At 41.7% G+C, this 20,044-nt stretch carries 18 protein-coding genes; 5 read left to right on the top strand and 13 right to left on the bottom strand.

The annotated features are described in order from the left end of the window. Positions 1–157 precede the first annotated feature (157 nt). A complete protein-coding gene (locus R8G66_19380; protein MDW3194549.1) occupies positions 158–3,412 on the top strand; it encodes a two-component regulator propeller domain-containing protein in 3,255 nt (1,084 codons plus the stop codon). A gap of 36 nt (positions 3,413–3,448) precedes the next feature. Here the strand turns inward: R8G66_19380 and R8G66_19375 are convergent, their stop codons facing one another. The 9 genes from R8G66_19375 to R8G66_19335 all read right to left on the bottom strand — a co-directional run bounded on the left by R8G66_19375 (position 3,449) and on the right by R8G66_19335 (position 12,555). Further along, positions 3,449–3,808, bottom strand: a complete 360-nt coding sequence (locus tag R8G66_19375; protein MDW3194548.1) for a cytochrome c — start codon at positions 3,806–3,808, stop codon at positions 3,449–3,451. 8 nt (positions 3,809–3,816) lie between these two features. Beyond that, a complete protein-coding gene (locus tag R8G66_19370) occupies positions 3,817–4,305 on the bottom strand; it encodes a hypothetical protein (GenBank protein MDW3194547.1) in 489 nt (162 codons plus the stop codon). 30 nt (positions 4,306–4,335) lie between these two features. Beyond that, on the bottom strand, positions 4,336–5,346 hold the full coding sequence (locus R8G66_19365; GenBank protein ID MDW3194546.1) for a cytochrome c peroxidase: 1,011 nt from the start codon (positions 5,344–5,346) through the stop codon (positions 4,336–4,338). Positions 5,347–5,357: 11 nt separating this feature from the next. Beyond that, complete coding sequence (locus R8G66_19360; GenBank protein ID MDW3194545.1) at positions 5,358–6,026, bottom strand: hypothetical protein; 669 nt, start codon at positions 6,024–6,026, stop codon at positions 5,358–5,360. Between the two features lie 27 nt (positions 6,027–6,053). Then, the gene (locus R8G66_19355) at positions 6,054–7,178 is read right to left on the bottom strand and encodes a ferredoxin--NADP reductase (GenBank protein ID MDW3194544.1); all 1,125 of its coding nucleotides are present in this window, start codon (positions 7,176–7,178) and stop codon (positions 6,054–6,056) included. A gap of 330 nt (positions 7,179–7,508) precedes the next feature. Beyond that, positions 7,509–8,498, bottom strand: a complete 990-nt coding sequence (gap, locus tag R8G66_19350) for a type I glyceraldehyde-3-phosphate dehydrogenase (protein MDW3194543.1) — start codon at positions 8,496–8,498, stop codon at positions 7,509–7,511. Beyond that, positions 8,495–9,100 (bottom strand): pyridoxamine 5'-phosphate oxidase family protein, encoded by a 606-nt coding sequence (locus tag R8G66_19345; GenBank protein MDW3194542.1) that lies wholly within the window; start codon positions 9,098–9,100, stop codon positions 8,495–8,497. The genes gap and R8G66_19345 overlap by 4 nt, the downstream gene beginning before the upstream one ends. 58 nt (positions 9,101–9,158) lie before the next feature. Beyond that, positions 9,159–9,716 carry a TetR/AcrR family transcriptional regulator gene (locus R8G66_19340; protein MDW3194541.1) on the bottom strand — a complete coding sequence of 186 codons (558 nt, stop codon included), beginning with the start codon at positions 9,714–9,716 and terminating at the stop codon, positions 9,159–9,161. Between the two features lie 469 nt (positions 9,717–10,185). Then, positions 10,186–12,555, bottom strand: a complete 2,370-nt coding sequence (locus R8G66_19335; GenBank protein MDW3194540.1) for a serine hydrolase — start codon at positions 12,553–12,555, stop codon at positions 10,186–10,188. A 390-nt stretch (positions 12,556–12,945) separates the two neighbouring features. Here R8G66_19335 and R8G66_19330 point away from each other — a divergent pair, with 390 nt between their 5' ends. Next, a complete protein-coding gene (locus R8G66_19330) occupies positions 12,946–14,016 on the top strand; it encodes a family 16 glycoside hydrolase (protein ID MDW3194539.1) in 1,071 nt (356 codons plus the stop codon). 28 nt (positions 14,017–14,044) lie between these two features. Here R8G66_19330 and R8G66_19325 read toward each other — a convergent pair whose 3' ends face one another. Together R8G66_19325 and R8G66_19320 are read right to left on the bottom strand one after the other, a co-directional pair. Further along, on the bottom strand, positions 14,045–16,633 hold the full coding sequence (locus R8G66_19325) for an FtsX-like permease family protein (GenBank protein ID MDW3194538.1): 2,589 nt from the start codon (positions 16,631–16,633) through the stop codon (positions 14,045–14,047). Next, positions 16,630–16,962 carry a helix-turn-helix transcriptional regulator gene (locus tag R8G66_19320; GenBank protein ID MDW3194537.1) on the bottom strand — a complete coding sequence of 111 codons (333 nt, stop codon included), beginning with the start codon at positions 16,960–16,962 and terminating at the stop codon, positions 16,630–16,632. Before R8G66_19320 ends, R8G66_19325 begins: the two co-directional genes overlap by 4 nt. 156 nt (positions 16,963–17,118) lie before the next feature. On the opposite strand from R8G66_19320, the gene R8G66_19315 reads away from it, so the two are divergent. The 3 genes from R8G66_19315 (at position 17,119) to R8G66_19305 (ending at position 18,916) form a co-directional block, all read left to right on the top strand. After that, positions 17,119–17,325, top strand: a complete 207-nt coding sequence (locus R8G66_19315; GenBank protein ID MDW3194536.1) for a hypothetical protein — start codon at positions 17,119–17,121, stop codon at positions 17,323–17,325. Next, a complete protein-coding gene (locus R8G66_19310; GenBank protein ID MDW3194535.1) occupies positions 17,322–17,810 on the top strand; it encodes a nucleotidyl transferase AbiEii/AbiGii toxin family protein in 489 nt (162 codons plus the stop codon). Before R8G66_19315 ends, R8G66_19310 begins: the two co-directional genes overlap by 4 nt. A gap of 179 nt (positions 17,811–17,989) precedes the next feature. Beyond that, positions 17,990–18,916: a DUF1295 domain-containing protein gene (locus R8G66_19305; protein MDW3194534.1), complete on the top strand. Its 927-nt coding sequence runs from the start codon at positions 17,990–17,992 to the stop codon at positions 18,914–18,916. Positions 18,917–18,956: 40 nt separating this feature from the next. Here the strand turns inward: R8G66_19305 and R8G66_19300 are convergent, their stop codons facing one another. Then, positions 18,957–19,499 carry a hypothetical protein gene (locus tag R8G66_19300; GenBank protein MDW3194533.1) on the bottom strand — a complete coding sequence of 181 codons (543 nt, stop codon included), beginning with the start codon at positions 19,497–19,499 and terminating at the stop codon, positions 18,957–18,959. A gap of 29 nt (positions 19,500–19,528) precedes the next feature. Next, positions 19,529–19,870, bottom strand: a complete 342-nt coding sequence (locus R8G66_19295) for a DUF1801 domain-containing protein (protein MDW3194532.1) — start codon at positions 19,868–19,870, stop codon at positions 19,529–19,531. Positions 19,871–20,044: the final 174 nt, after the last annotated feature.

Genomic DNA, 20,044 nt, shown 5'->3' with positions numbered 1-20,044 from the left:
CTTCATTGCATTTCTGCACTCAACCAAATCTAGTTTCGCATTCTCCATAATTAACGATCAATCATTTTATTGGGGCTGAAATCGACTTTTGGAATTAATTTACTGATTGGTTATGTACCTAAGAGCCAAAGTAACCAATCATACCAACCGGAAATTTTTGAGACGAATACGTCTATTGTATGGCTTACTCCTTCTTGCAAATGCCGTCAACTCCCAGGTTTACCAGCCCGAATTAGCAAGATATTCGATCGCAAGTGGGCTATCTCAAAGTACAGTCACAGATATTACACAAGATGGTCAGGGTTTCTTATGGGTCGGTACACAAGATGGATTGAATCGTTTTGATGGATATCAGTTCAGGGTCTATCGAGACACGGAAAAAAGCAGGGTTCAACTCCCCAGTGACTACATTACTCGAATAGTACCTGCAGAGAATGGAGACCTTTGGATCGGAACCCAGCAGGGCCTCGCACGGTATCAAAGTGACATAGATCAGGTCAGTTCATTAGAGTTATTGGAATTGAACGATAGAATCCATGATCTGATCATCGATGGCAATGATTTATGGATAGGCTCAGCTTCAGGCCTCTTTATACTTTCCCACGATCAAATTTTACGCCAGGTTGATGTCTTACAAGGGGAAAAACAAGATGATTTTGAAGTCTTTGAAATGGTCCTCGATGACCGTAACCATCTTTGGCTCGCTACGAATCAAGGTGTATTCTGTATAGACCGAATCACGTTTAAGGTACATCAGCTTGATGCCAACACGGATATTCCGTGGAGTAAGGATATAAGAAGCATTGCTTACATTTCGAAAAGAATCTGGTTGGGTACGAATAAAGGGTTATGGTCCGTACATCTTCCTGATAGTATCCCGGACTCAAATGTCATCTTCCCAAAGAAATTTGAAAGCTACCTGTCAGGAACAGATCGGTATCCAGGTCAAAGTGGAATACTCAATATTTTCCAGGATAGTCAAAAGAGGATTTGGGTAGGAACAGAGTCTAATGGACTGATGTATCTCGATAGAAATTCAGATCAAATTGTACCTTATACCGCTAGCTATATGTATGATGAGGAGTTCTTTGCTACAACATCCATTCATAGAATTTTCCAGGATATGTATGAAAATCTATGGATAGGAACATTGGAACAAGGCATTTACAAAATCTCCTTTTCCTCCAAAAAATTTGGATTGATGCGCGTGAATGGAAGAGGAGGGACACGTTTGAGCAATAATAGGGTTAGAGGCATGATGGAGCAAGGTGATTTCCTGTGGGTTGGAACAGCGCAGGGACTCAACCGGCTCAACCGAGTCACCCAGTCAAATATGGTCTTAACTCATCAACCACTTGATGAGGAGACCTTGAGTAGCAATGATGTCAAATATATGCTCACTGGTCCAGATCAACATATTTGGGTTGCTACCAACAATGGATTAAACAAATTGGATCCGATATCGATGAAGGTCAGGAGGTATAATGCTAATGATTCCGCTGGGAAGCTGATCTTCCACAACAAAGTTCGGGGAATGAGGATCATTGATGAAAAAGAACTTTGGGTTGGAACACTTGGAGGAGGTGTGACAGTGATCGATCCGATCAATAACAAATTGCTTAAGCGATTTGATGTAAATGATTCATCGGGACTCACGAATAACAACGTCATGTACATATTTCAGGATAGTAGCAGTGAGATTTGGGTGACAAGCTATGGCGGTGGGCTGATGAAGTTCAATAGAGATTTGGGAAAATTTCAGACGGTAGTGCTTTCGGAAGATATGCGCATCGGCAAATTGTTATCGAGCATCAACGAAGACCAATATGGACAGTTATGGGTGGGCTCCTATGGGGATGGGGTCTTCAAAGTTGATCGCAAATCCCTTGAAGTTCAGGTTTACAATACCGTAAACGGGATGAGTAGCGATGTGGTTTATGGGGTGATTCCTGTGCGGGATGAAGTTTGGATGAGTACGAATCAGGGGATCAATAAGCTGAATTTGAAAAACGGTCAATTCTCTGTTTTTCAACAAAGTGACGGATTGCAAAGCGATGAATTCAATACTGGGTCTTTTTTTAAGGCCAGAGACGGTGAACTGTTTTTTGGTGGCACCAATGGGTTGAGTTTTTTCTATCCGGATAGCATTGTTGAAGAAACTATTCCTCCGCGAGTGGCCTTTACTGATTTTAAGATTTTTAATGAATCAGTTGTGCCGGGCCAATTAGTAGGAAAAGGTGACATACCTCCGTTGCCAACCGCTCTTAAAGATGCTGCGTCGCTTGTATTGCATCATGAGCATAACGTGTTTACATTCGAATTTGCGGCCCTGGACTTCAGAAACTCCAATGATATAAGGTTCTCTTATCTATTAGAAGGGTTTGATAAAAATTGGATTTCCACCAATAGCCAAAGCCGAACAGCCACCTACACCAATCTTTCTCCCGGTCGTTACACGTTTTTTGTAAAGGCGACAAATGGAGATCGAATGTCAGGAGATTCTCCGATCACCTTAAACATTCGCGTATTACCCGCTTATTGGCAAACCTGGTGGTTCAGACTGACTGTTGCCGCTTCAATTCTCTTGCTCTTGTCTTATCTGGTTTATCGCAGGATCAGCAAAGCGGAAAGAAGGAAGGTCTATCTTGAAAAGGAAGTTGAGAAACATACTCGCGTCATATCCAGTCAAAAACAATTGGTGGAGCAGAAGAATGCTCGACTAAAGAAGCTAGCCCTACGCAAGGACCAGCTATTTTTCCTATTGACTCATAACATGCGAGGGCCTTTGACCTCTCTTTCTGGACTTCTGAACCTCCTGTCTCCTCAAAACAAGGTGATCCAGGAAGCAGATTTCGAAGCTTACAGCGAGGAAATCAAGCATCAGGTAGATGATTCATTGCTACTGCTTGACAACACATTTTACTATTCTTATACACAATTTGAGGAGCTTCACCCCAAGATTGAATCCGTCAATTTCCACCAGATTATTGGAAGAATTTGCGATCGGTTTGGTGCCAAGGCACACCATAAAAATATCACACTTGACTGGTCTAAAAAGGTGGATGATCAAGTTTTATGCGATCCTAAATTGACCTCTTTGGTGCTAGAAAACTTGATGTCGAATGCTGTCAAGTTTGCCTATTCTGATTCCCTGATTTTGCTGTCCTCCGAAAGGGATCAGGATAAATTAATTTTCAGTATTGAAAATGAAGGCATTGAACTTTCGGAAGAAATCAAAGCGGTGATCTTCGACGGTGATAAAGAAAATATTGCCTTCGGTACAGGAAAAGAAAGAGGTGCCGGTATTGGTTTGTCAATTTGCAATAAGCTTACTCAACTAATGGGACAGGAGCTGTCCGTGGAAACAAACGAGGCAAAAACAAAGTTTATACTTCGATTACCTGTCCGGTAAAAACGGAAAAGATCTTCCCGGAAAGTGTATTTATGATCAGGGTTTGACCGACAAAGAGTCTTTTCGGAAAGTTTGTAAAGTATATTCAGCGACTTTTGCAATTTGTTCCTGAGAAAGCCGCTTTTCAAAGGATGGCATTTTATCCTTTCCTTCAGAAATATGAGCAATTCGATTCTCAAGACTCATAGTACTGAGATTAAGATCTTTTGCTCCTTTCTTCCCTTTTCTTCCATCTGATCCGTGGCAGCGTTTACAATGCATTTTATAGACTTCAGATGAAGATAGATTGGCTCCTGTTTCCATTTGGCAATTTGTGACCGTCAGGAGCGCAATCATGAATGCGATGATGCCGCCTATTTTAATTGGGATCATCAATCGTTGGTGCTTCCAATTCATAGTGGTGGTTAAAATCCAATTCCTACATGAAAGGCGATCGTGTAAGCACTGAAATTATCGCTGCTATCTAATACACTTCGAGAACCGAACCTTACGGGTAATACCAATTCCATAAAAATGCTCTTGTTATTTCCAATGGTAAACCCCTTGTTCAGAAGTGGGGTGAATCCATAAGTTTCGGGCCCCGTTTCATAAGCCAACCTTGTTCCAAACGTGAATCCTGCCCCCAAACCAAATAACACCCCTGGGTGGATCAACAGGTTATCTATAGACCCATTAGTCATGAAAGGAACAAATTCAAAATCTACCGATGGGTTGGACTTTCTTTTGATGGTTAATCCTATTGGAAACCCGACCGTGTATTGATCGGCAATAGTACTGGTTTCTCCTTCACTCAATGTGAACAGTGGGTGAACGATGCCCACATGCCCTCCGATAGACTGAGCATTTGATACGTACACCATTGCGAGCAGGAGTACGATGAGTAGGTGTCTCATTTTCATAATAGTAACTTTAATGGTTTAAGATTAGATAGTCGAATGATCCCCGGTTAAGGTGGCCAGGAATTGAACGATCGCTTCTGTTTCGTCATTGGAGAGGTCTACATTCAATTGGACCTTCCCCATTACCTTCACCGCTTCTTTTAAGTCTCTGACACTTCCGTCATGAAAATAAGGCTGAGTCTTGTCAATGTTTCTTAATGTTGGGATCTTAAAAACATAGAGATCATCCGGATCACCTGTTATCAGGAATCTTCCTGAATCTGGTTTATGACTTTTGGTCATGGCCCAATAATCCTGAAATAGACCAAACTTTTCAAAGTCATCACCTCCGAAAAGGGCTCCATCATGGCAATCAGTACAACCCTTTTCGATGAATACCTGCATGCCCTTAAGTTCAACTTTTGAAAGATTGACTTGTCCTAGTAGAAACTTATCGAACTTAGAGTGATAGACTTCACTTTCAATAAACGATGCAATTGCATCGGCCATATTTTCAATTAGGATCTCTTCACCTGGAAAGGCTAACTCGAATCTCTTTTGATAATCAGGACTTTTCTTAAGTCTGTCAACAAGCATAGCTTCCGTCATTCCCATTTCCGTCAGGTTCATGATTGGCATTCGAACTTGCTCACGGAGGGTAGCAGATCTGCCATCCCAGAATTGAGCAACCTGTCCGGAAGTATTGAGAATAGTTGGTGAATTCCGTTGTGTCATGTGGCCTTTTATACCTTTGGATAAAGGCTTATTATCAACACCAAACTTTTTAAGGTCGTGACAAGAATTGCAGCTAACTTCACCTGTTTCCGAAAGTTGTGGGTCGAAAAAGAGGACTTTTCCCAATACAACTTTCGGATGATCCTTATCCGGTCTTTTGGTCAAATCAAGGGATTCAAAATTTTCCCTGGCAAGTTCCAGTAAATCAGTTTTTTCTGGATTTGTCTGGCTTACTTCGGCGGAGGTAGTTTTACCGCCACAGCTAAAAAAAATCATAGTACTCAGCACCGCGAGCAGTATGGGGTAAAGGAGGTTTTTCATGTAAGGTGGGGTTAGTGATCAAATACAGAAACCGGATCTTTTCTGATCTTAAGGTTCCAAAAAACAATACAACACAGTCCCAGGATCACCGGTACAAACCAGGCGGTGAGCCCAAGGCGTACTTCCATGGAGCTAACTGTGAGAGCCGTAATGGCACCTGCATAGCTGCCAATCATCTTCGCAGAGTGATACTCGAGCCAAAGGAAACTGGGCTTTTCCACTGATCTAAAAAGTCTAATGTCCAGCACAAGAAGGACCAATGCCATCAATCCGAATACCATCAGTACAATGCCCCAACTATCTCCAATACGCATTAAGAAAAGGCCGTAATAAAGCATGTATAATCCTAAGGGTAGGAGACTTAGGGAAAGCAGCCAATCCCAAATCGGGACCTTTTCTTTCGAAAAGATAACCTTGAACTTTAAGCTGCGATTTCCTGAGAGGGTAATGTAGACCGAAAACAGACCCAGTAATAGTAAGGTGGTATTTTCATGATCTGGTATCAGCATCATCACAAAGGCAGTGATGGCGGTTGCGATGATCAAAAAAGTGTAAGTTTCGCCATATAACCGATGGTTACTTTTGGCTTTTCTGGCAATCATTGCACCAGCCCCGGCTGCAATGGACGTAAAGGCACATGTCAAATGAATGATCAATACGATATCAAAAAAATCCGTCATATAGAATTCTGTTTAGGTAATGTTATCTTACAGAAAACGCTTGATGTTGTGGAATTCTGAATCGTAATCAATCTCCAGGTGATCCGTTGTTGGTATGGATTGACATGACAGAATGTAACCCAAATCGTGAAATTCCTTTTTGAGTCCTTTGGTCTGGCGAGTATTTACTTTCCCTTTAACCACCTTGCAAACACAGGAGGCGCATACGCCAGATCTACAGGCGAAAGGAATGATCACATCTTTTTTCAAAAGACTATCAAGGATGGGACGATTATCATCAATGTCCAGTTGATAAGACTCGCCTTTATAAGTAATTGTGGTTTTACAGTTTTTGATATTGCCTCCGGGTAAAATATCATTGTGATCTCTGTGGAAGCTTTCACTTAGTATATCATCACTATTGAATCCTATCTTTGTCAAATAATTAATGGAAGCCTCCATCATTCCAGAAGGACCGCAAACAAAGCTTTTTATTTTGGATCGGTCTTGAATAGGATAGGTTGTGAAAAATTCCGTTAGTGAAGCATTATCAATCTGTCCAATTTTGCCATCCCAGCGTATATCACCGCGTTTGATAAATCCGAGTAAGCCCGGCTGTCTGTATCTTTTTGGTGCACTTAGCAAATACTCGACGAAAAAACGGTCCGGGTATTTCAATTGTAAATGATCCAATTCAGATTTAAACATGATTCCATCCTCATTTCGGTTACCGTACAATAAGTAAACTTTACTGTCTGGTTCTCTGTGTAGTAAGGATTTCATGATTGACATGAGCGGTGTGATCCCGCTTCCTGCTCCAAAAAAGAAGTGTTGACGTGTGGTTTCAGGTTTAAAATCAGGATAGAAGTCTCCTTTTGGAGGTAGGATCTCAATTTTGTCTCCTTTCAATATCCGGTCATTAATGAAGTTGGATACTACTCCTCCCCGTAACCTTTTAACGGTAACGGTGAAGTCGTCTTCATAAGGAGCTGAAGACAAGGAGTAAGGCCTAAGGTATTCTACTTCGTCAATCATCATTCTCATGAAGACATATTGCCCGGGTTGATAATTTAGTTCACCCAAACCATTCGTGACTTCAAAAGAAATTGAAACAGATTCGGCGGTTTCCCTCTTTACGTCTTTAACGCTCACAGGGATGAAATTCTCTTTCATGCTCATAGGTATTTAGTGGTAACTATGAGTAAAAATTTCCCTATAAAAATATCAGTGGTTTCCTAATGGATAGTGGCGCTTACTTACTTGGTTAGGATCAAATGTCGAAAGATTTCTTATTAATTGTCAAGACAATCGATGAATGAGTGGATTTTCTCGATGAAAGAACATAAAATCCGTTGAGCGAATTTGATATTTATCAAAATAACAAAATAATCGAATGTAAATTTTAATTATTGCAAAATAACGCATTGATCAAAAGCAATTATTAGAAATAATATTTATATAAATGCGCTATTTGCCATTTGGCAAATAGCGCATTTTAGTAGCTTAAATCTCTTGAATCTGCCTCACCAGCTGACTCGTAAAACTCCATTCATTGTCATACCAGGCCATGATCTTGACCAGGTCACCGTCTACGACTTTGGTCATTTCCTTATCAATCACCGCAGCGTAAGTGCTTTTGAGCAAATCCGTGGAGACTAAAGGTTCCGAAGAAGTAGCGATGACTTTTTGGTACCTGCCTGTTTGTGCTTCCTCATCGAGTATTTGATTGACTTCATCCGCTGAAGTCGCCCTTGATGCCACAAACGTGATGTCTGAGATTGAACCCGCCGGAACCGGAGTTCGAACCGCTACTCCATCAAATTTACCTTCATATTGAGGCAATGCTTTGGTCGTAGCTTTCGCTGCACCTGTGGTGGTAGGGATCAGATTATTGGCACCACCTCTGCCCATTCTAAAATTCTTTTTCGACGGACTGTCAATGATGCTTTGAGAGGCCGTATAAGCATGTGTGGTATTCAATATGGCTTTTTCGATACCAATCCTTCTTCCCAGAATCTCAATCAGTGGTGAGATGTTATTAGTGGTACAGCTTGCACAAGAAAATACACGGGTATTGCCTGCTTCGGTGTTCACACCATGCACTACTGTGGGGGTATCCAAACTTGAAGTAGGGCCTGAGATGACCACCGTTTTTGCCCCGGCCTGGATGTGCTTTTCGGCATCTTCTCTTTTGGTAAAGAAGCCTGTGCTTTCAATCACCACGTCTATTCCTATTTTTTTCCAAGGAAGATTGGCCGGATCTTTTTCATTAAAATAGGCGATGGCTTTTCCATTGATAACCAGCCCATTTTCTTCGGTGATTACTTCCTGTTCATACTTTCCATACACACTATCGTATTGTAGTAAGTAAGCTGCATTTTCCAATGACATCAAGTCATTGATGGCGATTACCTCCAGATCAGGCGTATTTTCGATGATTTTCAGGGCTGCCCGACCTATGCGACCAAACCCATTAATGGCTATTCGTTTCATGATATGTTTGTTTTAGGTGGACATAAGTCTTCCAGTAATTCCGGTTGACTTTCGCCCAGTGCTTTAAATTCTTCTATTGTGTATCTCGGCGTAATGTGTTGAGGACAGTTCCAGTCGTATGCTTCTATGTGAAAGATTACCAGGCGTCCCACTTGCGCTCCGTAGGTGTCATCGGCTAGCTTCGCCAGTAAATCAGGATGTTCTGCAGGGTCCAGAATTTGGGTTCTGGCCCAAATTTTTAGTCGGGTACGGGTTGGGTAGTGGAGTAAGATCAAAGCCGCTTTTTGCGTCGCGTTGATGTTACCCGTACTGATGTATTGCATGTTCCCCTGAAAATCAGCGTAACCCAGGGTCTCCTGATCAATGACTTTGAGGAAACCAGTAGGGCCACCACGAAACTGAACATAAGGCCATCCATTTTCTCCCACCGTAGACATATAAAAACCGTCCATTTTTCGGATGTGCTCCATTTCTCTCAGATAGATCTTGTTTTGCTCTGGTAACTTTCCTTCCATTTTGGCATAAATGTGTCTCGACCCGAATTGCTCCTGAGCTTCTTTGACACTATCCGTAAAGGCTATTTCTGCAAAATTTTTAGCCATGACTGTATGATTTGATTGATTAAAACCGAACGTTCGTTCGATATATATTTAAATTTTTTTACCGTCTAAAATCAGCCTCAATTCCGTTCAATGTTTCCTGAAAGAGTTGGGGCTCGCCCATCCCTTTTCCAACGACCAGGCTCCCTTGTATTTTCAAAATTGCCTCCCGCGCTAGTTTATCAGCTTCCGGTTCTTCTTTTCCAAATTCCAATGCAAGACTTTTAAATCCATCATGTAGATCCTGGAATGTGCCACGGATCAAATCACCGAATTTCTCTAACCCGCTTTCGGTGGACATACTTCTCAATATGCAAGACTTTTTGCCACCATCGTACAATTCGAACAGATGCCGCATCACCTTGTCAAGTTTTTCTTCCACAGGGATAGCAAGATGAGCCACCGCCACCACGTGCGTTTTGATCCACTGAGCTACCGTTTGCAATACCTCTTGGGCCATTTGTTCTTTACCTCCGGGAAATCGATGGTACAAGCTGGATTTTCGCAATCCTGTGGCTTTGGCAAGGACTTCCATACTCGCTCCATCGTATCCGCACTGTCTGAATACTTCAAACAGGTTAGTGAGGAGTTCTTCTTTCGAGTATTTCTGTTTAGCCATTGATTTACTTTTCTATACAGAACGTTCGTTCGGAATAAAAGTTTTTGATAAGAGATGTTTTTTTGGTTTTTTATCGTCAGAATGGATCAGACGATGAAATACACACATCCCATTAATCTAGCAGATCAGATTTTGTGATTTCAAATGTACGTTTTGGTTGAAGTTAATGAACAATAACAGGAGACTAAGCAAGAGATAGGATTTTGCAAGCCGTATCCTCTTCACCAGCAGGTACCCACCGACCAGCATAGCATTGAATGCACCGATTGCACTTTAAAAAGAACAGAAAGTCCCGACCGATTTCCACAAACCTAAACTATCGAATTCCTATTGGCTTTTTTAGATCAATACTGTGAATATTATTGTAGGAAATCGATCGGGAGTCATCAATTGATTGCTTTTCTAGCCTTCTCCCGATTTTTGATCAATAGAAGATAATTGGGGTTGATTTCAAACCTTGTAGGTTCACTTAGAGACCATATACCTGATTGCTCAACTTATCGAATCTCAATCCCCGTACCTCTTCAATGTTCAACGTAAACCCTCGGCCATCAGCATCAAATTTGATTCCGCCAAAAAACCATCGATTTCCTTCGAAAAGCCCAGGTTCCACAGCGGTTAAAACTACTTCACCTGCTCTGAGATTACTGGCGGTCAGCTTTCCGTCTTTTTTAGCCACTTCGTAGACCACATTCAAAGTAGGGCAGTAGTAAGTTCCAGTATAGGCTTCCAGATTTTCGTTGGATGTATTCCTCGAGATGGCCTTACCAACAATGGGATCACTTTCGCCGATCACAAAATTCATTTGTCTGTTAGCCCCTTTGCCTCTGAAGGATACAAGAATATGCTCATCGCCGGGAATGTACATCTGAAAGGTATTTTCAGTAAGAGGTAGCAGTGCACTGGAACGACCATCTCCTCGGACATATCGAAGGGTGTCATTTTCTATAGCGATGGTCCGTGAATATCCTGATCGATTAATCCAATAGGTACCTTCATGTTTTTCAAGCTTTCGTTTATTGAACTTTTGCGTAGGTAAGGCAGCATAATCAATCGTCTGCGGTTCCGTGAATTGATCTTCCAGGAAAAGATAGGCGGTATGCATGCCCAGATAGCCACTGTAGGGAATGCCAGAACTTAATACGATGATTGAGAAGTCCTGATCCATGAATTTGAAGATCGCACTGGCATAGCCACCTAAGGTCCCGGTCTGATAGGATTCCACAAGTCCACGCTCCTTATGATACAACTGTTGTCCATAGGTCAAAGTACCAAAAAGGGGATTCATTGTTGATCCGTTCTTTAAGGTCGAACGTGTGTAAAGCTTTTTAACCAGTTCCGAACTTCCAATTTTAGGGTCGATTAAGTTTAGCTCCCATTTGGCCAGATCTGCCACAGTAGAATAGACATTGGTAGGGCCCACAATTCCGTAGTTCAATGGGCTGGGGCGAAAACCTTCTTCAGAGGCTTCATAAGATTCTGCCAGGTTGCTAATGTACTGTTCAAAATCATCTTTGACGAGTGTATTGGTCATACCAAGTGGGCTGAATATTTCGTCATTCATAAATGATGCAAAGCTTTTACCACTGACTTTTGAAACAATCTCGGCCATGAGTAGTAAGTCCGTATTGGAGTAGATGTAATCGGTTCCAGGCGCAAACCCTGGTTGGCAATTCTTGATCAATTCCATCGCATGCTCCTGTGTAAATACATCGTCTCGATGCCAGCCTGCAATATTTTTGAGAGTCCAGAAATCAGGGAGGCCACTGGTCATCGTCATCAGGTGATCCATGGTAATGGTTGCAGGATATTCGGGTAATTCGGGCAAGTAGTTTCGAATGTTATCGCTCAATGAAATTTTGCCTTGTTCTTCCAATAAAAGCAGCGCAAATGCAGTGAATTGCTTGGATAGTCCTCCTAGTTGAAACTTCGTATCGATGGTAGCAGGAGTGAAGTTGTCTAATTCTGTGCTGCCAAATGCTTTCTGGTAAACCACCTGACCTTTATGAATGGCCACAGTCGCTACTGCCGGATGGTCTTTTCGGTTAAATGGAGCAAAAATTTCGTCTATATCATCATTAGCTACAGCTGATTTTTTTGATTCGTTGACTGCCTCAATCACGGCTTTGGCAACACCCCTTGCTGAGGTCGGATCTTGTCCGGTGATCAATCGACCATCAATTTCCAGAAAACCATCCCAACCGTCTTTGGAATAGCTGAACATGCCGCCATTGCTAACAATTTGTTCCTGAATGGAAAATGGGAATTGTTGAAAATAGGCTGCTTCTTTGTTTTCAAACAAATCCGGGAACCCATTGACACGCTTGTCCCAAACCAGGAATTGACCATCGCTCAATTTGATATCGACAATACCAGCCGTGCCGTGACAGACCGCAGCAACAAAACCATCATGTTCATAGATGTCTGCGGAAATTTGCTTGAGCTTGTTATTGTCAAAAGTTCCAAACATCGCAGCACCACCTCCGGAATAATAAACTGCTTCGTAATCATTGGACTGTATTTCGTCTGGGTGTTTAGTCCGTTCTAATAATCCCATGAACGCCGGATTGTATAGATAAAATTGCAACAATGAATCGGAATTGAGGTAGCCAATAGCAATGGAACCACCCTCGGGACTCACAATATCTACATGAAATCCTGCTTTAACGAACTCATCATAAGCATAGACGATTTCTCCAAAATGATTGGCAGTTCTGATCTCGCTATTGCCATAATGTGTGGCATTAGATACCACGAATAACACACGGTTCTGACCGAATAATTGCCCGCAAAGACTTAATTGAATAAGCCAAAATGTGAGGATAGTAATTTGTTTCATGACCTTTTTTGGTCAATGATATGGTCTGCATTTAGAGCAAGGGTCATGAGTTATAAATCAGCAATAGCGATTTATAAATCTGAACTTGAGTTTGAAGGTTTCTGCTAGGGGGTCAGCTGTGGTATATTACTAGAAATACAGGTTTCCGATTCTACATCATGTTTTAAGGAAAGATTTTTCTGGTGATACGGTTTTATCACCCCGACCCTGAAGGGAGAATAATCTCTTTCCCTTTAGGGATACAAGGGTAATTTTTACAGACTCACTCGAATTTGAAAAATCTTTTCTGAAACCATTTCCTCTGGTTGAATGGATATGAATGAGTTTGAATCATGGATGAACAGACTTACCATGCATTGGAGCGTAGACCCATCAAAAATCAGATTAACAATGAGAAGTTTAGTTTTCAGCCTAACCATAGCAGTTATCAGTATGGCTCAGGCACAGCAATTGATTCCTATCGATGATCCACGCTTTGAATATTTCGAACGCGAACCTCGGAGGGTTGAGACCTTCAAAGGAAGAAAAGCCATCTATCTGAACGGTAGGGCGTCATTAAAAGACATTCCCTTTCAAGACGGAATTTTGCAAGTAGATTTCACCGCGGCTAAACCCAGAGCCTTTGCAGGGTTCGTGTTCAGAGCACAAGACGAGGAAAATTATGAAGCAGTATACGTTCGATTGCATAAGTCCAGGATGCCAGATGCAATTCAATACAATCCGGAGTATAATGGAGAGTCCAATTGGCAGCTTTATGGCGAGCATCAAAGCTTTGCGACGTTTGACCAAAATGATTGGAACACTTTACGCATTGAAATCAGAGGTTCGGAATTAAAAGTCTATCTCAATGATTTCTCTAAGCCTCTACTGACAGTGGAAAACCTTAGACATAAAGTGGGGCAAGGTTTTATCGGGTTTTACAGTTTTTTAGGTGCTTATTTTTCCAACTTCAGATATGAAGCATTCACAGATCTTACAACTGCTAAGCCGCTCTCAGCTTATGAAAAAGGAGTCATTCAAAATTGGCAACTGAGCGAAAGCGAACTACTAGCCGAAGTAGATACAGAGGCGTATCCTAATGTTGAAGAGATTAAATGGAAATCAGCTACATCCGAGCCTTCAGGTCTTCTTCCCATTAACAAGTATGTCAGGAAGATCAAAGCAGGAAACTTTGAACAAAATGAGCATGAGGTAGTATGGGCCCGGTACACTTTCAATGCTGAACAACCTGAAACCCGAAAATTCTACTTTGATTACAGCGATAATATTGAACTGTTTTTCAATGGTCATTTGATCTTCAGTGGTAAAAACGCCTTCCGATACAAAGGATTGACTTTTCGTGGAGACATCAAGCTGGAAGGCAATATGCTTTATCTGAACACACGTGAAGGTGAAAATGAGATCCTTTGTGCGGTATCGGATAAAGCCAATGGCTGGGCTATCTTGGGGAAAATACAGTAAAGTTATCTGCTTAAGGGATGAGCATTAATTACTCGTCCCTCAAGATTTTTGCAGGATTCATTTGGGTTACCTTCAGGGATTGGATGGTTAGCAGCACTAAAATGGTAGTAAGGCTGAGTAAAAAAATACTCATTCCGGCAATTACAGGGAAGGAAATGCGATAAGCAAAAGACTCGAGCCATTCATTGCCGATCCAGATGGCAAATGGAAAAGCAATCACATTGGCAATTATTGTGAGTATGATGAATTCACGAGATAGTAATCCAAACAATTGAATCCCAGAGGCTCCAAAGATTTTCCTAAGCCCTATTTCCTTGAGTTTTCTCGAAATATTGAAAATGGACAAGCCTAGGATTCCGATCAATGCAATCACAACGGCTAGTACCATGACCCCCATCGAGATGCGACTAATGATCTGTTCTCTTTGATATAATGCCTGATATTCGTCATCTAACAAGCGGAACTTGATATCAAAAAATGTCTCGTATCGATCATACACTTCCTCAATCTTTTGAATTGAAGCCTGCGGTTGTCTTTGATCATATCGGATATAGAAGGTGCCGGCATGTCGGGCTTGTACGGGGTAAAGTACGATTGGGAATGACTCTGAGTGCAGTGATTCTGTCTTAAAGTCTTCAACAATGCCCACCACCCGACGATCATAGTCGTATATATTGATGGTTGTGCCCAGGATGTTTTCGATACCTATTTCTTTGGCCGCAGTTCGGGTCAGGATGACTTGTGCCGCTGAATCAGAACTGAACGCATTACCTTCATAAATTGTAAGTCCTAGCAATTCCATAAGACCATTGTCTACACCAATGGCTTTAAATCGACGATGGTCATCCGGATCCTTTCCTGGCCAGAAAATTTCCTCCACGGAATGAACACCGTTTACAAGGTGCATATTGGCCAATCCCACATTTTCAATTTCAGGATGTTGCAACAAGTCATTTTTGAATGCTTCGAACTGCTTAATATGCCGATAAGTCGGTTCCATAAGCATGATCCCTTTGGAGTCATATCCAAGGTTATGTTGTTGCATGTATTTTAGTTGTAGGTAAAAGACCAGCGTCATTAAGATGATGAAAGTAGAGATCGCTACTTGCGCAATGGTCAGGACTTGACGACTGGTGTTGTTGCCACTACCATGGAATTGCAAATTTTTTAGCACAACCAGCGGTTTGAAAGCCGATAAAACGAAAGCCGGATAAATGCCAGAAAGTAGGATGGTAAGTCCGATGGCCGAGATCATCTGAATCATGATGTCTGTACCAAAGACAAACTGTATAGGTTCATCAATGAGCCGGGAAAGGATCGGAAGCATAAAATAGGCGGATATGCAGGCGATAATGGAAGCGATCAATACACAACATCCTATTTCCATCAGGAAGTGCAACTTAAGCGTACCCTTACCCGCCCCAATGATTTTTCGTACTCCTATTTCCTTGCCTCGACTGGTTGCATGGGCGGTGGTGAGATTAATGAAATTGACAACCGAGATAATTAAAATGAAGATTGAAAAGGCCCGGATCATGTTGATGTAGGTGATTAGTCCACCCACAACTGATCCATTTTCAAATTGATCGTAAAGATGCTTGTCACGAAACGGGTGAAGAAAGATGCTGTTTCTGGGTTGGTCTTTCATCAGTTCGAGGGCATTAATTTTTGCACCAATTGTTTTGGGTGCATCATTTTGTAGTACCACGTAGGTTTCGAACCCCCAATCCAACCATTTTTCAAATTCAAGGCCAAATAAATCTGTTACCAGGCGCAATGAGCCAATAAATTCGAATTGAAATGAGGAATTCGGAGGCAGGTCTTCAAACACAGCGGATATCGTAACTGGGAAATGATTATCTATTTTGTAAGTGAGACCGATAGGATTAGTATCTCCATAAAGTTCCTTAGCTAAGGATTCACTCAACGCAATGTGTCCCGGGTCTCGGAGTGGATTTGGGTCTCCTGCGATAACTTTAAAGTCAAACACTTTAAAGAACGAGGAATCTGAATAAATGCCTTTCCGGTAGATACAAGATTTGTTTTCATCAATTTTGAAACACTGTTCCGAAGGCCATCGCCAGGTTGAAATGATCCTGGTGACTTGCTGAATTTCGGGGATCTCTTCCAGGGCTTGTTCCATCAAACGGTAATTAGCGGAAAATCCTGTCTGAGTTTCACCAGCAACACCATCGGTATTGGTCAATGCTGAATAAATACGGTCTTTTTTTGAATGGAAATCGTCAAAGCTTGTGTGGTAGTATATCCAAAGCATGGATAAGAAAACGACGGTAAGTCCGAGTGCCAGCCCAAGAATATTGATACTGTAGAACCCTGGTTTCTTTTTCATATGACGAATAAGAGGTTTGGCGATCATGCTCAAGCCAGGGATTTTTTCTATCGGTGAAATCATTTTTTTGGTCGCAAATGGTCTTAAAAAGAGGAAGGCATTTATCCAGTATTTTCTTTTGGCAATTCGGGGGGAATTGGTCTCCAGGTCTTCTAAAAATTGTTCATATAAATCGCCTTTGATCGGTTCCAGCCATTCCTCTTTGCAAAACCAGGCAAGCATGCGATCCGCAAGTTGAGGAGGGCGGTTGTTTGCTTGCTTTTTCATAGTTGTTTCCAGGCTAATTCAGGGATTTTGTCCCAAATGCTATTTCGGAGGTCACGGCTGGTTTCCAGGGCCTTTTTGCCTGTAGCAGTGATTTCATAAAGCTTCTTCCTACGACCACCGCGCTTTTTGGTCCCATCAGCAAGTTTTGAGATCAAGAACCCCTTTTCCTCCAGGCGGTTAAGGGCAGCATGCACGGCTCCGATAGCGATCTTACGCCCCGATTGCTCGATCAATTCATTTTTGACCGCCAGGCCATAGGCATCAGGAAAAAGGAACCCGACAATAAGCATGACCAGTTCTTCAAATTCTCCTAGATGTGAGCCTTTCATGTTAGTTTTTTCGTAAATGTAGAACAAATATCTATTCTACAAAAGAGAACAAATGATTTCTTTTAAACCATACTTTGATTTTCATGGCTTAGCATTAAATTGATAAGCTAAATTTTAAGCGTTTTCGTTATATACTTGACTAGAAATTTGTCATTAATGACTGATCCGACCAGAACCATAGGATATATTGAATCAGAAGAGGAAGCACTTAATCGTGAAGTTGAATTGGCCTTCAATTCCACCATGGAGGAAAACCTCATTCGCTATTGCCAGGTTTTATCTGCGCAATTAGCGATGCAAGGCATTGATTTGAAGACTCATCCGGTTGAACGAACCATTTATTTCATAGAGGAAGAGCAATGAGCATAGCTCCGAATAATCGTTTTCCAGATCACTTTAGAGATTTTATTGTTGCTTTGAACCAGTATGAGGTCGAGTATCTGTTGATTGGCGGCTACGCGATGGGTGCTTATGGGCATCATAGAGGCACAGGAGACCTGGATATCTTCATCAATGCAAATGAGAAGAACGCGGAGCGTATGAATGCTGCATGCGTTTCATATGGAATTCCAGAAAAGGATTTAAATCATGAAATGTTTTTGATTCCAAGAATGATTGGCATTGGTCAGCCTCCATTGAGAATTGAGATATTAAAGAAATTGGATGTTCTCGAGTTTAGGTATGCATATGAAAGAGCATCATTTAAGAATGTCGATGATTTAGATATTCGCGTAATTAGTGTAGATGATCTTATTTTATTGAAAAAGGCTGCTATTAAGGACAGGTCAAAAGCAAGGGACTCAGAAGACCTTACTTTTTTGGAGAAGCTCAAGTCAAGATTCTCTTAGAAGTGGGCTTGAATACCTTCATTTAGTTCGATCGCAATTGCATTGCGTATCGCAACTTTTAGGCATTTGCAATGCGCTTAGTGAACCACACCACGATATCACCCACTAAATATTTCCCTTATCTTGTGCGATAGCTTAGGCAAGTGACTTCTTTTTAGTAGACCTTCATTATCCCAAAAATGAATAAATATCTATTCCGCCTGATCGGCTATCTCCCGTATTTTGTATGTTTTGCTGTTCTGCTGATGAGTAATACTTTTCATCAGATCGCCTCTTTCAATGCGGCTGTTCAATTGGTCTTATTTCTGTTGGTCGTTTGTATCCCTGCTTACAAGACAAAGCGCATGTCTTATGTGGATATCGGATGGCCCTGGGGGTTGGTTTGTATAGGCTTAGTGGCGATATTCCTGGGGGATGGTGTACTATGGAGAAAGATCATTGTAGGAGTGATGTACATGGTTGCAGGATTGCGAATGGGTGTGTTTGCAGTGATCATGTGGCGCAAGGGTCATCTGAATAAAGAATTGAATAGATACCAGTTTCAGCGCAAGAGATGGGCAAAGAGAGGATTTACCAACGACGGTGTTTCCTTGCAATATGAGATACTTGTACAGTGTTTTGCCAACATTACTTTTCTGGCGCTTCCGGCATTTTTTCAGTCGCAAAATCCAACGGCAGAACTTTCTCCGATTGAGTTGTTAGGATATTTACTCTGGTTGGCATTTATGCTCTTCGAGCATGTGGCTGATCTTCAGAAAAGCAAGTTTGCAAGAGTGGCTAAAAAATCAGGTGATGCCAAAGCCCCATGTAACGTAGGCCTGTGGAAATACAGCCGCCACCCCAACTATTTTGGTGAATGGATGGTTTGGAATGGCTTGATCATCGCTTCCATACCTTCTGCGATTTATTTTTATGGACAGGAATCTTCTTGGATTTGGGGATTTCTGATTGCTGGACTTGTATTTATTGCCCGCCTCATGTACCTGACATTGGTTTACTACACAGGAGCTGTGCCCTCCGAATATTATTCCTTGAAGAAACGACCAGGCTATGCGGATTACCAAAAGCAGACCAATAGGTTCTTTCCCGGACCTAGGAAAGTATGATTGATTATTGACAGTAAGTAGTTTCTTCAGTAACTGACTGTCAGTCTACTAATCTGATTTCATCGTTGAGTTGTTCCCAGATGGCATGATCCATGGGTTGTGGTGAAAGCCGGAAAAACCAAACCTTGCCTTCCTCTAGCCTTTCGATGGTGAAATTCAGGATCAATTCGCTTTTGGTAAAGAAGCCATCAAGGGTATTGAGTTCACCTTTATAGAAATCGCCATTCTGCTGCAGAGAAGTAAAGGTCCCGACTTCTTCAAATCCACCTACCATTCCCATGATGCCATCAAAATAGGCGATTAGAAAGTACTCCAGATCTTCAATGGTGAGGTCATTGGGATCATCAAGAAACCACACGAATGCGTAACTGAAATATTCTTCACTTTCGGCATCACCCCAGCCAGGAGCAAAACGAACTTCTTCTAAACCTGTTATCGGAATATCAGGCGCAAAAGACAAAGGGAGTTTGATTTCCTCCGCCCGCCACCCTGCGGGCAGGTTTACTTGCTTTTGCTGTGCGGCCGTATTGAATATGAATACTAACGATAAGCTTATCAGAGCGATAATGTTCTTTGTTTTCATTGGTCCTTAATAGTCTTGTCCAAAGCTAATTAATCCGGTAGCACCAGCGCCATACTTTCTTGTATCAACTTTGTAACGTAATCGTTCTCAAAATCATGTATTTCCTTCATTGGAATATGGCGGATCAGTTTTCCGGTTCCTTGAAGTAGATTATCCGGGTCTGAGAGAAGTGTTCCTTTGTTAAATCCTAGGTTTAGGTGGTTGCTGTAAATAGGTATGTGGCAGAATGCATGTGACAACTTTTTGGTATGTGAAAAGACACTTGTAAGTGCATGGGTATTGTAAATTAATTCATGGGATTCAGGCGCCAGTTGTAAAATGTGATTTCTCAAATGAATGAACAAGGTGACTAAAGCTATATCCTTTATCATGAGTGCACGAGTGAAGTTTTCATCAATTGGCCTGATTGGTTTTGGCAGCTCCATGGGTCGTAATTCAATAATTTTTTAAAGATAAGGACTGAAAAGCTCGGGTTTCAGCTCATTTGCACAAAACCCGGCAATCCACTAGCTTAGGAATTGCTTGATAAGTTTCATATCTAAGTG

This window comes from Cytophagales bacterium (assembly GCA_033344775.1).
Classification (GTDB): Bacteria; Bacteroidota; Bacteroidia; order Cytophagales; family Cyclobacteriaceae; genus JAWPMT01.
This window is presented reverse-complemented; position numbering and strand designations above follow the sequence as displayed.

What these genes read in the sequence shown, in the direction of transcription:
- R8G66_19360 (MDW3194545.1), bottom strand. Translation starts at nt 6,026, where the DNA reads ATGACGGATTTTTTTGATATCGTATTGATCATTCATTTGACATGTGCC.
- R8G66_19325 (MDW3194538.1), bottom strand. Translation starts at nt 16,633, where the DNA reads ATGAAAAAGCAAGCAAACAACCGCCCTCCTCAACTTGCGGATCGCATG.
- R8G66_19340 (MDW3194541.1), bottom strand. Translation starts at nt 9,716, where the DNA reads ATGGCTAAACAGAAATACTCGAAAGAAGAACTCCTCACTAACCTGTTT.
- R8G66_19345 (MDW3194542.1), bottom strand. Translation starts at nt 9,100, where the DNA reads ATGGCTAAAAATTTTGCAGAAATAGCCTTTACGGATAGTGTCAAAGAA.
- gap (MDW3194543.1), bottom strand. Translation starts at nt 8,498, where the DNA reads ATGAAACGAATAGCCATTAATGGGTTTGGTCGCATAGGTCGGGCAGCC.
- R8G66_19375 (MDW3194548.1), bottom strand. Translation starts at nt 3,808, where the DNA reads ATGAATTGGAAGCACCAACGATTGATGATCCCAATTAAAATAGGCGGC.
- R8G66_19370 (MDW3194547.1), bottom strand. Translation starts at nt 4,305, where the DNA reads ATGAGACACCTACTCATCGTACTCCTGCTCGCAATGGTGTACGTATCA.
- R8G66_19295 (MDW3194532.1), bottom strand. Translation starts at nt 19,870, where the DNA reads ATGATAAAGGATATAGCTTTAGTCACCTTGTTCATTCATTTGAGAAAT.
- R8G66_19310 (MDW3194535.1), top strand. Translation starts at nt 17,322, where the DNA reads ATGAGCATAGCTCCGAATAATCGTTTTCCAGATCACTTTAGAGATTTT.
- R8G66_19335 (MDW3194540.1), bottom strand. Translation starts at nt 12,555, where the DNA reads ATGAAACAAATTACTATCCTCACATTTTGGCTTATTCAATTAAGTCTT.
- R8G66_19355 (MDW3194544.1), bottom strand. Translation starts at nt 7,178, where the DNA reads ATGAAAGAGAATTTCATCCCTGTGAGCGTTAAAGACGTAAAGAGGGAA.
- R8G66_19300 (MDW3194533.1), bottom strand. Translation starts at nt 19,499, where the DNA reads ATGAAAACAAAGAACATTATCGCTCTGATAAGCTTATCGTTAGTATTC.
- R8G66_19330 (MDW3194539.1), top strand. Translation starts at nt 12,946, where the DNA reads ATGAGAAGTTTAGTTTTCAGCCTAACCATAGCAGTTATCAGTATGGCT.
- R8G66_19320 (MDW3194537.1), bottom strand. Translation starts at nt 16,962, where the DNA reads ATGAAAGGCTCACATCTAGGAGAATTTGAAGAACTGGTCATGCTTATT.
- R8G66_19315 (MDW3194536.1), top strand. Translation starts at nt 17,119, where the DNA reads ATGACTGATCCGACCAGAACCATAGGATATATTGAATCAGAAGAGGAA.
- R8G66_19365 (MDW3194546.1), bottom strand. Translation starts at nt 5,346, where the DNA reads ATGAAAAACCTCCTTTACCCCATACTGCTCGCGGTGCTGAGTACTATG.
- R8G66_19305 (MDW3194534.1), top strand. Translation starts at nt 17,990, where the DNA reads ATGAATAAATATCTATTCCGCCTGATCGGCTATCTCCCGTATTTTGTA.